Raw genomic sequence first — 14,478 nt, 5'->3', positions numbered from 1 at the left:
AAAGAAGCAATAAAACGTGTACAAATATGAAGCGAATATTTCCATTATTTATAGTATTAGTCACGCTGCTATCATGCAGTCCTGGTGGCGATATGCTTGAAACAGGTGACCCACATCTCGACCCTTCTGACCAACCATCACTCGATTACACTTTCAAAGGTGTATGGATGGTTGACAACGTGAAAGGCAACGAGACTTATATACGTACTGTATTAGGATTTAAAGGCGAAAACAACGTAGCTTGCGCGGATTATCCTTACGCAGCTATCATGGAGAAATTCCTGCCTGAGGTAAAGGTGGCCAAGCTTTCGGCTGAAGCACCCTATGGCAACACACCAACACCCGAAGAAGAGCTTTGGATGCAGACCCTGATTGACTATCGAAACGGAAGTTGCCTGGAGTCGACCCTCGCCGTTCCTTATCGCATTATCGGCATATCAGATCTATCGTTCTATCTGGAGATGATGCCCAGCGAAACATATGGCACCATATACCTGCCATTTATCGTAACCAAGGATGACGGCACGCTGATGGCAGTAGTACTGACGATAGCACCTACCGAATCTACCGCTTTGTTTGATCGTAGCGGTGCATCGTTCACAAACATACTAACGGTAACGCAGATAGAAACCATCATCGATGGGCAGAAAGAAAGCAGGACGCTCAATCCCACGATGCAGCTCAAGTTCACCAGTATCGAAAGAGTTAAGTAAAAAGAAGTGGAGAACGAACAGCAACTGCTATCAGCCATCAACCAAGGCGATCGTGCTGCCATGAGGCAACTCTACGAACGCTACAAGGGCTATGCCATGTCTATAGGACTAAGGTATATACCCGAAGTGAGCGACGTGGAAGACGTGGTGCAGGACAGCTTTGTGACCATCCTTACCTCTATCGGCAAGTTCGATTACCGAGGCGAGGGTTCGCTGAAAGGCTGGATAGGCAGGATTGTTGCTAATAAGGCCTTTGATTTTGTGAAACATCATGAGCGCATGACGTTTACCGATGTCATCCCTGATACACAGGACGAAGAGCCAGAGATAGAACGGATACCGCCCAATGTGCTGACGGCGATGATTGCCAAGCTACCTACAGGCTACAGAATGGTACTAAACCTGTATGTGTTCGAGCATTGCTCTCATCGCGAAATAGCCAATAAGTTAGGCATCAAAGAGAGTTCATCCTCCTCACAGCTGTCGAGAGCGCGACAGATACTCACCCAAATGATAACAGATTACATCAAACGACACGAGATATGAAGCAAGAAGAATGGGCCGAAAGGCTTAACAACCACCTGAAAGACTACCACCAGGAGCCAACACGCGACTTGTGGGAGGGCATAGAGGCTTCGCTCGATAAGCAGGCTAAAGGGGCGGTGCACCACATAGCTATGCGTCGTTGGCTAATGGCAGCTGCTATCATTGGTGTGCTGTTTGGTGGTGCCTATCTGATGTGGAACAACGAGCCCGTACAGCCACAAGTGGCACAGGTTAAGGCTACCAATCATGCCGATAAGGAAGAAGCGCCCGTAGCCACCCAAGCAGATATCACCCCAGATGCAGATGTAAAGGCTCAAGAGAAACTGGTTGCTCAGGTATTAACAGCAGCAAAAGCAGTTACACAGATAGCAGAAACAGCTATGCTACCAGAAAACGTAGTTTCTGAACCAACAGAGAAGGCCACACAACCCGATGAAACGGCTAACAAACCCAAGGAAGATACACCAAGCCCGCAGGTACATCACCCACTGTCAGCAGAGCCTAAGGCATATTCTCATGCGAAGCATCATCAGCAAAAGCCGATGCGCCTTACCATGGGACTGTTTGCTCAGGGCAACACCAACGATATGAACAATAAGAATGCGGTGATGATGAACCCACAGTTGTTGCATCGAGTGGCAGCATCGCGTGCTTTTCTAGCAGATTACGAAGAGCAAGAGAGCCACAACCAACCCATATCGTTCGGTCTTTCTGTTGGATATCCACTCAATAGCTGGTTGTCGCTCAGTTCGGGTTTGGTTTATACCAGGCAGAATTCAACCTTTACCACCCTGATGCCCAACCATCAGATACAGCGCCATCAGAAGCTCCACTACATAGGCGTACCCCTTAACCTTCAGGCCCACCTGTTGCAATGGCATGGCATCAGTATTTATCTTACTGCAGGCGCCCAAGCCGACTGGAATATCAAGGCCGAATCGAACACCGATGGGGTGAATCAGGTAATGGACAAGGATCGCATGCAGTGGTCGGTAGGTGGCAGTCTGGGATTGGCATACCATATCATCCCTCAGCTGAGTTTGTATGCCGAACCTGGTGTTCGTCACTATATGGATAATGGTAGTACTATCAATAATTATTTTAAAGATAAACCTACGAGTTTCAATCTACAATTGGGACTCAGATTCGACTTAAACTCACCAAAATGAAGAAACTATTATTACTCTCACTACTTGCCTTCTCTTTGACGGCAAGCGCACAAACCAGCGAAAAGCCTGCCAGGAGCATCTCAGTAGAGTTTCTAGGTCCGCACCAAGGTTGTGGTATTAACTACGACTCACGATTTAAAGGCAACGAGGGTGCCGGCTATCGCGTAGGATTAAGCTATGCCTTTCTTTTTCCTGCCCAGGATTGTGAGATACACGGTGTATCCGCTCCCTTAGAGTTGAACTATCTCCTTGGAAACAAACTGCTGAAGTTTGAGATGGGTTTTGGCTCCACGGTTGGTTACTATCATACAAGGGATTATGCGAAAGACCCCAAGGAAATTAAGAACGGTTTTAGTTTTATTCCGTTCCTGAATGCAGGCATCAGAGTGCAACCTAAGCGTGGTTTAACCCTGCGATTAGGTATAACCCCCAGCATACTTATTATGCCATATCCCTACATCAGCGTAGGTTATGCCTTTTAAACAACAATCCCCGCCGGTTGGGCGGGGATCGTCATATTAATATTATTAGCTAAATTACTTCAGCAGATTCATAGTATCGGTAGCAATCATCAGCTCCTCGTCGGTTGGGATAACAACAACCTTAACCTTTGAGTCGTCGGCAGAGATGATGGCCTCTTCACCACGAATATTGTTCTTCTCGTCGTCGAACTTCACACCCAGGAACTCCAGGCCCTTGCAAACCTCAGAACGCATAGAAATCTGGTTCTCGCCAACACCAGCGGTGAACACGATTACATCTACGCCACCCATGGCAGCAGCATAAGCACCGATATACTTCTTAATACGATAGAAATACATCTGCTGAGCCAGTACAGCCTTTGGCTCACCAGCCTTAGCAGCGTTCTCTACGTCGCGCATATCGCTCGAACCACCAGTGATACCAGCTACACCACTCTTTTTGTTGAGCAGGTTGCTCATACCATCAGCGTCGAGACCGAGTTTCTTCTCGATGAAGGTAACAGCACCACCGTCGATATCACCAGCACGAGTACCCATTACCAGACCCTCGAGTGGAGTAAGACCCATTGAGGTATCAATACACTTGCCATCCAGAACAGCAGCAATAGAACCACCATTACCGATGTGGCAGGTAATCATCTTTGTACCCTCGGCCTTGATACCCAGGAACTCGCAAGCACGAGCTGATACGTAACGGTGAGAGGTGCCGTGGAAACCATAGCGACGCACACCGTACTTCTCGTACAGATCGTAAGGAATAGCGTACATATAAGCCTTAGCAGGCATAGTCTGATGGAAGGCGGTGTCGAACACACCTACCTGAGGCAGACCTGGCATCAGCTCCTTAACAGCATTAACACCCTTCAGGTTAGCGGGGTTGTGCAGGGGAGCCAGATCAGAGCACTCCTCGAAAGCCTTCAGAACCTCGTCGGTAAGAATCACGCTCTTATTGAATTTCTCGCCGCCGTGCACCATACGGTGACCTACAGCGTCGATCTCCTTCAGATCTTTGATCACACCGATTTCGGGATCGGTAAGCAGAGAGAAGATAAACTTAACACCCTCGGTATGCTCGGGGATATCGTGCATAATCTGCTTCTTCTCGCCATTGGCCAGCTTTAACTTTACAAAGGCATTGTCCAAGCCTACACGCTCAGCACCACCACTGGTCATCACACTCTTATCGTCCATGTTGTACAGGGCGTACTTGATAGATGAAGAGCCACAATTCAATACAAGAATTTTCATATTATTATCGATTTTCAATTCTCAATTATCAATTACTTTTTAGCGTCCATTGCCTGACAAGCAGTGATAGCAATCATGTAATAGATGTCGTCGATAGAGCAACCACGCGACAGGTCATTTACAGGACGTGCGATACCCTGCAGGATAGGACCGATAGCGATAGCATCGCCCAGGCGCTGAACCATCTTATAACCAATGTTACCTACCTCGAGGTTAGGGAATACCAGTACGTTAGCCTTACCAGCGATATCAGAATCAGGAGCCTTCTTAGCACCTACTGATGGAACCAGAGCGGCATCGGCCTGCAACTCACCATCAATCTTGAGTGCTGGATCGAGTTCCTTAGCCAAGCGAGTAGCCTCAACTACCTTATCTACTACCTCGTGCTTAGCTGAGCCCTTAGTAGAGAAGCTGAGCATTGCCACACGTGGCTCAGCAAAACCAGCCACGCTCTTAGCAGTCTGAGCGGTGCATACAGCGATCTGTGAGAGCTGAGCAGCATCTGGCATTGGGGTAACAGCTACGTCGCCAACTACCAATACGCCATCCTCGCCATACTGCTTCTGCTTAGAGATGAGCAGCAAACCACCACTTACACAGGTGATACCAGGCTGGCACTTGATAATCTGCAGGGCAGGACGCAGTGTATCGCCAGTAGTAGAGAGTGCACCAGAAATCTGGCCATCGGCACCTTCGGTCTTGATAATCATACAACCCAGGTACAGAGGATTCTTAATGAGCTTACGAGCCTCCTCGATAGTCATACCCTTGCTCTTGCGAATCTCAGCCAGCTTCTCAGCAAGCTCTTCGCTCTTGTCGTAGTTTTCAGGGTCGATCAAGGTTGCCTTACCAATATTGGTGAGTCCCTTCTCCTTAGCCAGAGCCTCAACCTTAGCAGGGTTACCAATCAGGATGATGTCGGCGAGGTCGTCGGCCAGAGCCTTATCGGCTGCACAGAGTGTACGCTCCTCTTCTGCCTCAGGGAGCACAATGCGCTGCTTATCACTTTTAGCACGCGCTACAATTGAACTTAATAGATCCATAACTTTGATTTGTTTTAAAATGTTATATATATGAATTCTTTATTGTTCTAATTCTTTGGTGAGGATACTCTCCAGTTCCTCAGCCGAGAGACGCAGATGGAACTCACCTTTAACGGCGACAGAGATACCACCCGTTTCCTCGGATACAACGATGGCCACAGCATCGCTCTCTTGCGATACGCCCATGGCAGCACGGTGTCGCAAACCCAACTCCTTTGGGATATCCATATCGTGACTTACCGGCAGGATACAACCTGCGGCCTTGATACGTTTCTTGGATACAATCATGGCTCCATCGTGCAGGGGTGAGTTCTTAAAGAAGATGTTCTCGATGAGTCGCTGATTGATGTTGGAGTCGATCTGATCGCCCGTCACAGCTATCTCATCGAGTGGCATCGCACGCTCGATCACGATGAGCGCCCCTACCTTGCCACGACTCATATTCATCGATGCCATCACAATTGGCATGATAATCTCCTTGAGTGCCTTCTTATCCTCTTCGCCCACATCTTTTGATGTGAACAGTTTGGCAAATGCCCGCATACGACGATGGGCACCTACGTTATAAAGGAACTTACGGATTTCGTCCTGGAAAAGTACGATGAGCGCAATAACACCCACACTCACCAACTTATCGAGTATCGAGCCAAGCAACTTCATCTCGACCACCTGCGACACGAACAGCCACGTAATCACAAACATCAGAATGCCTATGAACACGTTAAGCGAACGTGATTCGCGCATCAGCCTGTAGATGTAGTAAAGTATCATAGCTACAAGCAGGATGTCGATGAAGTCCTTTATGCCAAACTCGAAGAACATGTTTATTTTGCGATTTGACTATTTAACGATTGCACCATTTTTACGCATTCTACAGCCTGACGGACATCGTGCACTCGGAGGATGTGAGCCCCCTTCATGAGCGAAATGGTGTTAAGTACCGTAGTACCATTGAGCGACTCCATGGGCGTTGTACCCAAGAGTTTAAAAATCATCGATTTACGCGAGATGCCTACCAACAGGGGCAGTTCCATCACGTGCAGACGCTCCATCTGGTTCATAATCTCGTAATTCTGCTCCAGTGTCTTACCGAAACCAAAACCAGGATCAAGAATGATATCGCAAGCACCACAATCACGCAACTGCTGTACCTGTCGGGCAAACGACATCAGCATGCTTTTCAGCGTGGGCTGCTGCGACATTAATATATAAGGTACGCGTAAGCGCGACACTAACCGGTACATGGTTTCGTTGCCTTCGCTCACATCGTTAATGATATCGGCACCAAACTCCTCAACCGTCATATGGGCCACATCGGGACGGAACGTATCAACCGAAATAATGGCATCGGGCAACTCGCGACGAATAATCTTCAAACCAAAGCGCAGGCGCTCCATCTCCTCAGCCTCCGACACTTCGGTGCCACCAGGACGGGTAGAATAGCCACCCACATCAATCATGCTTGCACCTTCGTCGATAATCTGATGACAACGCTGCACAATTTCAGACTCAGTCTGCACTCGGCTCCCTGCATAAAAAGAGTCGGGCGTAACGTTCAGGATTCCCATCACCTGCGGGGTGCTGAGATCCACTAATTTGCCTCGAATTTGAATCGTTTCGTTCATATCGCCCACAAAGATACACATTTTTTTTGGATTAAGAATCCTGAATTAAGAATTTTCACTATCTTTGCACCAAAAATAACGAAGTTTATGGATATTAAGGAACTATACAAGCTGTATGAGCAGCATCCGTGCATCACAACCGATAGTCGTGACTGCCCCGAAGGAAGCATCTTTCTGGCACTGAAAGGTGAGTCATTTAATGGTAATAAATTTGCCCTGCAGGCACTCGAAAAAGGCTGTGCTTATGCCATCGTGGATGAAGCAAGTGTTCTAGAGAACCTAGACCCTCTAGATAGTCTAGCTAAGCGAATCATCCTAGTTGATGATACGCTGCAGACTTTCAAGGACCTGGCCCGCGAGCATCGCCGCCAGTTTGATATCCCCGTAATCGGTATCACAGGCACCAACGGAAAGACCACTACCAAGGAGCTTATTGCCGCTGTGCTCTCACAGAAATACAATGTGCTCTACACCCAGGGCAACTTTAACAACGATGTAGGTGTACCCAAGACCCTGTTCCGCTTGAACAAGGAGCATGAGATAGCCGTGATTGAGATGGGTGCCAGTCATCCTGGCGACATCAAGACACTAGCCGAGACCGCAGAGCCTACTTGCGGACTGATCACCAACGTTGGTCGTGCCCACTTACAGGGCTTCGGTTCGTTCGAGGGTGTGATTAAAACAAAATGCGAGCTGTATGATTTCCTGCGCAGTCGCGAGGATAGTCTTATCTTTATCAATGCCGACAACGAGCATCTGATAGATCAGATTAGCGACGACGAGGAGATGTGGTTATCGCCCTACTCTACCGACCCCGACAACCAGTACTCGTGCATCAGCGGCGAGGTTTTGGAGTGCAACCCATTCCTGAAGTTCCGTTGGCGCGAGCCTTTGATGATACTCGAAGAAGAGGGTCGCAGCACCAAGTGGCATAAGGTACAGACCAAGCTGATTGGATCGTATAACATCGACAATCTATTGGCAGCCATCGCCGTAGGTATCAACTTTGGTGTAGATCGCAAAAAAATTGTAGCCGCCCTCGAAGCTTACGAACCATCTAACAACCGCAGTCAGATGACCGTTACCGAAAAGAACCACCTGATAGTGGATGCCTATAATGCCAACCCCTCATCGATGCAGGCAGCCCTTGAGAACTTCAAGATTATGCAGGCCGACAACAAGATGGCCATCCTTGGTGCCATGCGCGAACTGGGTGAGGTATCGGCTGAGGAGCACCAGCATGTGGTTGACTATCTGAAGACATCGGATATCAAGACTGTATGGTTGGTAGGCGAAGAGTTCGAGGACACCCAGTGCGACTTCCGTAAGTTTAAGGATGTAGAGGAGGTAAAAGCCGCCATCGCTGCCGAACAGCCAGCAGGCCATTACATCCTTATCAAGGGTTCAAACAGCACCAAACTCTATCAACTGCCCGAACTGCTGTAACAATTGACAATTAAGAATTGACAATTGAGAATTAAGAGGTGCATAACATACTTTTGTCTGCTTATGCTACTGACAAGTTGCGGAAAGCAGAGGTATCAAGACGAGAGCCTTGAGCAGAGTAATGGTGTGTATTACTGGCGCACCGACTTGCATCTCGATTCTACCGAGCGCGCCTTTTTAAGGCAGCACCATATCAGCAAGGTATATTGCCGCTATTTTGATGTAGTGATGAACGATGATGGCACTGAGCCCAAGCCCAATGCCACCATCGCTTTTACTGATACGTTGCCAGCCGGCATCGAACTCATCCCCACCGTTTACATTACCGAGGACTGTATGCACAAGCCCCACAAGGACCTGGCCGAAAAACTGGTGAACCGCATTCAGCAGATGAACGAGACCAACCACATCGGCAACGTTCACGAGATACAGATTGACTGCGATTACACCTCAAAGAGTCGCGCCACGTACTATGAGTTTCTGGAGCAAGTACGCCATCACCTATCACCCACCTCCTATCATCTATCCACCACCATCCGCCTGCACCAGCTATCTATGCCCGTGCCACCTGTGGATTATGGCGTGCTGATGGTTTACAACACAGGCGATCCACGTAAATGGCAGGAAAGGAATCCCATTCTCGACTACCGCGATGTGTATCCATACCTCAACAAGCTGGCTCAATATCAATTACCCCTCGCTGCAGCCTACCCCGTTTACCAATGGATACGCAACATACAGAACGTAAGGATAGAACATACCGTTGATGCGGCCGAAATATTGAAAGTAAAGAAAGCATTGGAAAAAGAGCGCCCCAGCCTGAGTAAGGCTGTCATTACCTATCATTTGGAAACAGATAACATTAACAGATATAAGACCGAGACCTATGAAGAGATTTATCATCATTAGCCTTTTATGTGTATTCGCCATGCCCATGATGGCATGCTTGTGGTGGGACACCACCAACTCTTATCTGTTCAGCATGTACGAACAGAAGAATTTTAAGAACCGTGTGGAGCGTATCTGCAACGACAACTGGAAAGCCTATCTCGGATCTACCGAGGAGTACTTCTGGTTTAATGCCGACGATGCCATCAAGGCCGCCCGAAAGAAAGGCGATATCCTGATGGTGAGCTACCTACAGAACCTGAAGAAATATCTGAACTGCGTAGATATTGAACAGCGCAAGCAATACGAGTGGAACTACCCCACACCTCAGGACATCAACAACCAGAAACTCGACCTGCTAGCTGTACGCACCTATGCCCTTGGCAAAACCAAGACCAAACTGCGCTCGCAGCACGCCCTGCTCTATATGCGATGTAACATGATATTGGGTCGCCATCAGGACAACATCAATTTCTGGGAGCAAACAGCCAGCAAGTTCATCGAGACCGTATATAAGGATATGATGAAGAACATCTATGCCGGCGCCCTGTATAAGAGCGGTCGCACAGCCGAAGCTGGCGAGATGTTTGCCGAGATGGACGACTACGAGAGTTTGATGACCATCTATTATAAGAAACGCTCGTTCCAGGCCATCAGTCAGCAATACCAGCAAAATCCCAATGCCAAGGTGCTACCATTCCTGTTGCAGGACTTTGTAAACAATGCTCAGGAAGCCGAAGATGCCAAGACCGAAGGTGCTTTGGGCGGTAAGCTCTTTATCCGCGACATCAACCAGCAGGAGTCGGCTCAGATGCAGCAGTTCTGTCAGAAAGTGGTACGCGAAGGCAAAACCGAAACACCCATCATGTGGCAAAGTGCCAAAGCCTGGCTAGAATACCTGGCAGGGAAGAAACAGGAAGCCCTGAAGGATATCAATGCCGCCATGCAAATGGAAGGTACCCAGCGTATGAAGGATAATGCCCGCGTGTTGAAATTCTTCATGACTACCGCCACAGCTAAACCCAACGACAGTTTTGACACGTATTTTACCGAAGAGCTGACATGGCTGCAGTCTAAGCAGCAAACAGCCGACGGATTCTTTGACAGTGCAATGCGACGACTCTCGTATCAGGCTATTGTGCCCCACTATCAGAACAAACCCGAGCAGCAGTTGGCACTGATGATCATCACTAATAACACCGATTACATCGAGCGTATGGAAACCATGCCTGTGACCGACCTGGAGAAGTTTTTCTATTACACCAAGACACCAGGCGACAAGCCCTTCGACCAGTTCCTGCAGCGTCAATTCCAGATTAACGACTCATCGTACATCGAACTCATTGGCACCAAGTACATGCGCTTAGCCAAATGGGACAAAGCCATCGAGTGGCTCAGCAAACTGCCCCTGACATACTTTAACTATCACCACAGTCAGGAATACCTTTATTATTCTACAGCACGCAAGTACGATGTTGAACCTTGGATAACACGCCAGTGGCTTGATAGCAGCAATGCCTACAAGCGCGAGCAGAAGTGGGACAAAAACATCAAACTCGAATTCTGTAAGGAGATGCAGGCCATGGAAAGTTCGCTGAACCTGCTACAAGACAAAGCCCTCGACCAACGTTATTACGACCTGGCCGTACGCTATGCTCAAGCCAGCCTGAAGGGCGACTGCTGGTGGCTGCTCCGCAACTCGAAGAATATCTACGACTCGGTACGTGTAAACGAAATTGACTTTGGTGCTAAAGCTGTTGAGCTGTTGCAGAAAACAACCATGACAAAAGATAAGAACCTGAAGTTGAAAGCTATGTTTGCCATGGGCTGGCAGGAACTCTATAATGCCACACCTGGTGCCAAGCTGTGGACCAGCAATGAATGGAACGAGCAGGCAGCCGACTATATCAGGCAGTATAACCGCGAATCGTGGCAGTTCCGTGCCTTCCAGAATCTGTACAATATGGTTGAGAATACGCCCAACAAACCAGCGTATATTACCAAGTGTGATGAGTACGACCAGTTCCGTCAATACTACAGTAAGCATAAATAAGGGATTTAGTAAAAATTATCCCTTTTCGTGCACGTATTTCAAAAAATAGATGTACCTTTGCAGGCGATTCTTCGGGATCACCCGCAAAATCGGGATGTAGCGCAGTTGGTAGCGCACTACGTTCGGGACGTAGGGGTCGGGCGTTCGAGTCGCCTCATCCCGACCTAGAGCAAGAGAGGTGACTGTGTAAAACGGCCACCTTTTTTATTGCTTTATGTATAAATTTTCGTCCAGAAATGCATTTTTTTGCGTTTTTCCTTGGATATTCCGCTAAAATTGAATAAATTTGCACCCCGTAAGTTAGAAACGTTAGAAACAAAACTGAATATTATGGCAGAAACATTGGAAGTGAAGGAGCTTGACCAAGTGGTCGTACGCTTCTCTGGTGACTCCGGCGACGGCATGCAGCTTGCTGGAAACATCTTCTCTACGGTCAGTGCCACCGTTGGTAACGGCATTTCAACATTCCCCGACTATCCAGCCGACATCCGCGCCCCGCAAGGTTCGCTCACTGGCGTATCAGGTTTCCAGGTACACATCGGTGCTGGTAAAGTTTACACCCCTGGTGACAAGTGCGACGTGCTCGTAGCCATGAACGCAGCCGCCCTGAAGACTCAGTATCGTTACGCCAAGCCCGGTGCAACGATTATCATCGACACAGACTCATTCGGTCCTAAGGATCTGGAGAAGGCCCAGTTTGCCACCGAGGATTACCTCGGCGAGATGGGTATCGACCCCGACCGTGTGATCCAGTGCCCTCTCACTACCATGGTTAAGGATTGTCTGGCCGACAGCGGTATGGACAACAAGGCTATGTTGAAATGTAGAAACATGTTCGCGCTCGGATTGGTTTGCTGGCTCTTCGATCGCGACCTGAACCTCGTAGCTAACTTCCTGCGTGAAAAGTTTGCCAAGAAACCTGCTATCGCCGAGGCTAACATCAAGGTGATTCAGGCTGGTTGGGACTACGGTCACAACACCCACTCAAGCGCTATCAATGTTTATCGCGTAGAAACCAAGGAGAAAACTCCTGGACGCTATATGGATATCACCGGTAACAAGGCTACCGCTTACGGCTTCATCGCTGCTGCCGAGAAGGCTGGTCTGCGCCTTTACTTAGGTTCTTATCCTATCACTCCTGCAACCGACGTGCTGCACGAGCTCAGTAAGCACAAGTCGTGCGGTGTCATCACCGTACAGTGCGAGGATGAGATTTCAGGCTGCGCCTCGGCTCTCGGTGCTTCGTTCGCCGGCGCACTGGGTGTTACCTCAACCTCTGGTCCTGGTGTTTGCTTGAAGAGCGAGGCCATGAACCTGGCTGTGATTATGGAGTTGCCACTCGTAGTACTCGACGTACAGCGTGGTGGTCCTGCTACTGGTCTGCCAACCAAGAGTGAGCAGACCGACCTGCTGCAGGCTTTGTTTGGACGTAACGGTGAAAGCCCCATGCCTGTAATGGCTGCTACCAGTCCTGCCGACTGTTTCGACGCTGCTTACCAAGCAGCCAAGATGGCTTTGGAGCATATGACACCTGTTGTACTGCTTACCGATGCTTATATCGCTAATGGTTCGGGTGCCTTTAAGTTGCCCGAGATGGCTAAGCTCGATGCCATCAATCCTCCTTACGTTCCTGAGGAGCTGAAGGGTAAGTGGACACCATACATGCGTGCCGAAAACGGAACACGCTACTGGGCAGTTCCTGGTCGCGAGGGCTTCGCTCACATCCTCGGTGGACTGGAGAAGGACTCTAACACTGGTGCCATCTCTACCAACCCTGAGAACCACGACCTGATGACTCGTCTGCGCCAGCAGAAGATCGACAATATCCAGGTGCCCGACCTCGAAGTTGACGGCGACGTTGCAGATGCCGACCTGCTGATTGTAGGTTTCGGTTCAACCTACGGCCACCTGCACTCTGCTATGGATGAACTGAAGGCTAAGGGCTACAAGGTAGCTCAGGCACAGTTCAAGTACCTGAACCCACTGCCAAAGAACACTACTGCCGTTCTTACTAAATACAAGAAGGTGGTAGTAGCCGAGCAGAACATGGGTCAGCTGGCCGCTTACCTCCGCATGAAGGTTGACGGCTTCGTACCTTACCAGTTCAATCAGGTTAAGGGTCAGCCTTTCGTAGTAGAAGAGTTAGTGAACGCATTCGAGGAAATTTTAAAGTAACCGCTTTAGCGCTTTTACAAAGCGTAGCGACTAAAAGAAGTAAACTATTATGAGTTATACAGCACAAGATTTTAAGAAAGGCCAGCCTCGTTGGTGCCCTGGTTGCGGCGACCACTTCTTCCTGGCTTCACTCCATAAGGCTATGGCCGAGATTGGCGTAGCTCCCGAGAACGTAGCAGTCATCTCAGGTATCGGCTGTTCAAGCCGTCTGCCACACTACATGGCTACCTACGGCATGAACACTATCCACGGTCGTGCCGCTGCCATCGCTACTGGTGCTAAGGTGGCTAACCCCAACCTGACCGTATGGCAGGTATCAGGTGATGGTGATGGACTGGCTATCGGTGGTAACCACTTCATCCACGCCAACCGTCGTAACATCGACCTCAACATGATCCTGCTCAACAACCGCATCTACGGTCTGACTAAGGGTCAGTACTCACCCACCTCACCTCGTGGCTTCGTATCAAAATCGAGCCCTTACGGAACCGTTGAGGATCCCTTCCGCCCAGCAGAGCTCTGCTTCGGTGCACGCGGACACTTCTTTGCCCGTTGCGTGGCTACTGATGCCAAGGGTACTGTTGAGGTACTGAAGGCTGCCTACGAGCACAAAGGTGCCAGCGTTACTGAGGTTCTGCAGAACTGTGTAATATTCAACGACCACTGCCACGATGTAGTATATAACAACGAGGGCCGTAAGAAGAACGCTATCTACGTTAAGCACGGTGAGAAGCTCGTGTTCGGTGAGAACAATGAGTTCGGACTGGTACAGCAGGGCTTCGGACTGAAGGTTGTTGAGATCGGTAAGGATGGCTACACCATCGACGACGTACTGGTTCACGACGCTCACTGCGAGGATAACACTCTGCAGCTGAAGCTGGCCATGATGACACCTGAGGATGGATTCCCCATCGCTCTCGGTGTAATCCGCGATGTAGAGGCTCCTACCTACAACGATGCCGTTCATGCTCAGCTGGCTGAGGTAGCTGCTCAGAAGAAGTATCACAACTTTGAGGAGCTGCTCGAGACCAATGACATTTGGGAGGTTAAATAACCTCTAAATAACCCGCGAGTTTGTAAACTCCACATA

At 49.1% G+C, this 14,478-nt stretch carries 13 protein-coding genes and 1 tRNA gene; 10 read left to right on the top strand and 4 right to left on the bottom strand.

What is annotated here, in order from left to right:
• Positions 1–26: 26 nt before the first annotated feature.
• The 4 genes from T500_RS0101520 to T500_RS16220 are packed head-to-tail and all read left to right on the top strand — an operon-like array spanning position 27 to position 2,910.
• Positions 27–713, top strand: a complete 687-nt coding sequence (locus T500_RS0101520) for a hypothetical protein (protein WP_155267385.1) — start codon at positions 27–29, stop codon at positions 711–713.
• Between the two features lie 6 nt (positions 714–719).
• A complete protein-coding gene (locus tag T500_RS0101515) occupies positions 720–1,259 on the top strand; it encodes an RNA polymerase sigma factor (protein WP_028906655.1) in 540 nt (179 codons plus the stop codon).
• Positions 1,256–2,428: a porin family protein gene (locus T500_RS0101510; RefSeq protein ID WP_028906654.1), complete on the top strand. Its 1,173-nt coding sequence runs from the start codon at positions 1,256–1,258 to the stop codon at positions 2,426–2,428. The genes T500_RS0101515 and T500_RS0101510 overlap by 4 nt, the downstream gene beginning before the upstream one ends.
• Complete coding sequence (locus tag T500_RS16220; protein ID WP_155267384.1) at positions 2,425–2,910, top strand: hypothetical protein; 486 nt, start codon at positions 2,425–2,427, stop codon at positions 2,908–2,910. Before T500_RS0101510 ends, T500_RS16220 begins: the two co-directional genes overlap by 4 nt.
• A 54-nt stretch (positions 2,911–2,964) precedes the next feature.
• Here the strand turns inward: T500_RS16220 and T500_RS0101500 are convergent, their stop codons facing one another.
• The 4 genes from T500_RS0101500 to folP are packed head-to-tail and all read right to left on the bottom strand — an operon-like array spanning position 2,965 to position 6,826.
• Complete coding sequence (locus tag T500_RS0101500; protein WP_028906653.1) at positions 2,965–4,158, bottom strand: acetate kinase; 1,194 nt, start codon at positions 4,156–4,158, stop codon at positions 2,965–2,967.
• A 32-nt stretch (positions 4,159–4,190) separates the two neighbouring features.
• Positions 4,191–5,201: a phosphate acetyltransferase gene (pta, locus tag T500_RS0101495; RefSeq protein ID WP_028906652.1), complete on the bottom strand. Its 1,011-nt coding sequence runs from the start codon at positions 5,199–5,201 to the stop codon at positions 4,191–4,193.
• A gap of 39 nt (positions 5,202–5,240) precedes the next feature.
• Complete coding sequence (cdaA, locus tag T500_RS0101490) at positions 5,241–6,023, bottom strand: diadenylate cyclase CdaA (RefSeq protein ID WP_028906651.1); 783 nt, start codon at positions 6,021–6,023, stop codon at positions 5,241–5,243.
• 2 nt (positions 6,024–6,025) lie between these two features.
• A complete protein-coding gene (folP, locus tag T500_RS0101485) occupies positions 6,026–6,826 on the bottom strand; it encodes a dihydropteroate synthase (protein ID WP_028906650.1) in 801 nt (266 codons plus the stop codon).
• Between the two features lie 87 nt (positions 6,827–6,913).
• On the opposite strand from folP, the gene T500_RS0101480 reads away from it, so the two are divergent.
• From T500_RS0101480 to T500_RS0101455, 6 genes are all read left to right on the top strand, one after another.
• A complete protein-coding gene (locus tag T500_RS0101480) occupies positions 6,914–8,272 on the top strand; it encodes a UDP-N-acetylmuramoyl-tripeptide--D-alanyl-D-alanine ligase (protein WP_028906649.1) in 1,359 nt (452 codons plus the stop codon).
• A gap of 63 nt (positions 8,273–8,335) precedes the next feature.
• Positions 8,336–9,181, top strand: coding sequence for a hypothetical protein (locus T500_RS0101475; protein ID WP_051611808.1), 846 nt, complete (start codon positions 8,336–8,338; stop codon positions 9,179–9,181).
• Positions 9,159–11,213: a hypothetical protein gene (locus T500_RS0101470; protein WP_155267383.1), complete on the top strand. Its 2,055-nt coding sequence runs from the start codon at positions 9,159–9,161 to the stop codon at positions 11,211–11,213. Before T500_RS0101475 ends, T500_RS0101470 begins: the two co-directional genes overlap by 23 nt.
• Positions 11,214–11,303: 90 nt before the next feature.
• Positions 11,304–11,376: transfer RNA gene (locus T500_RS0101465), tRNA-Pro, on the top strand.
• A 167-nt stretch (positions 11,377–11,543) separates the two neighbouring features.
• Entirely contained in the window at positions 11,544–13,388 is a 1,845-nt protein-coding gene (locus T500_RS0101460) for a 2-oxoacid:acceptor oxidoreductase subunit alpha (RefSeq protein ID WP_028906646.1), read from the top strand.
• Positions 13,389–13,434: 46 nt separating this feature from the next.
• Positions 13,435–14,442: a 2-oxoacid:ferredoxin oxidoreductase subunit beta gene (locus T500_RS0101455; protein ID WP_028906645.1), complete on the top strand. Its 1,008-nt coding sequence runs from the start codon at positions 13,435–13,437 to the stop codon at positions 14,440–14,442.
• The last annotated feature ends 36 nt before the right edge of the window (positions 14,443–14,478 follow it).

Source organism: Xylanibacter ruminicola Ga6B6, assembly GCF_000687715.1.
Taxonomy (GTDB): domain Bacteria; phylum Bacteroidota; class Bacteroidia; order Bacteroidales; family Bacteroidaceae; genus Prevotella; species Prevotella ruminicola_B.
Note: the sequence above shows the minus strand (reverse complement) of the source record. Positions and strands in the feature narration are given on the sequence as shown.

Bases quoted from the DNA above. Each gene is read 5' to 3' on its own strand.
- T500_RS0101520 (WP_155267385.1), top strand. From the start codon at position 27: ATGAAGCGAATATTTCCATTATTTATAGTATTAGTCACGCTGCTATCA.
- T500_RS0101480 (WP_028906649.1), top strand. From the start codon at position 6,914: ATGGATATTAAGGAACTATACAAGCTGTATGAGCAGCATCCGTGCATC.
- T500_RS0101460 (WP_028906646.1), top strand. From the start codon at position 11,544: ATGGCAGAAACATTGGAAGTGAAGGAGCTTGACCAAGTGGTCGTACGC.
- cdaA (WP_028906651.1), bottom strand. From the start codon at position 6,023: ATGTTCTTCGAGTTTGGCATAAAGGACTTCATCGACATCCTGCTTGTA.
- T500_RS16220 (WP_155267384.1), top strand. From the start codon at position 2,425: ATGAAGAAACTATTATTACTCTCACTACTTGCCTTCTCTTTGACGGCA.
- folP (WP_028906650.1), bottom strand. From the start codon at position 6,826: ATGAACGAAACGATTCAAATTCGAGGCAAATTAGTGGATCTCAGCACC.
- T500_RS0101510 (WP_028906654.1), top strand. From the start codon at position 1,256: ATGAAGCAAGAAGAATGGGCCGAAAGGCTTAACAACCACCTGAAAGAC.
- pta (WP_028906652.1), bottom strand. From the start codon at position 5,201: ATGGATCTATTAAGTTCAATTGTAGCGCGTGCTAAAAGTGATAAGCAG.
- T500_RS0101500 (WP_028906653.1), bottom strand. From the start codon at position 4,158: ATGAAAATTCTTGTATTGAATTGTGGCTCTTCATCTATCAAGTACGCC.
- T500_RS0101475 (WP_051611808.1), top strand. From the start codon at position 8,336: ATGCTACTGACAAGTTGCGGAAAGCAGAGGTATCAAGACGAGAGCCTT.
- T500_RS0101470 (WP_155267383.1), top strand. From the start codon at position 9,159: ATGAAGAGATTTATCATCATTAGCCTTTTATGTGTATTCGCCATGCCC.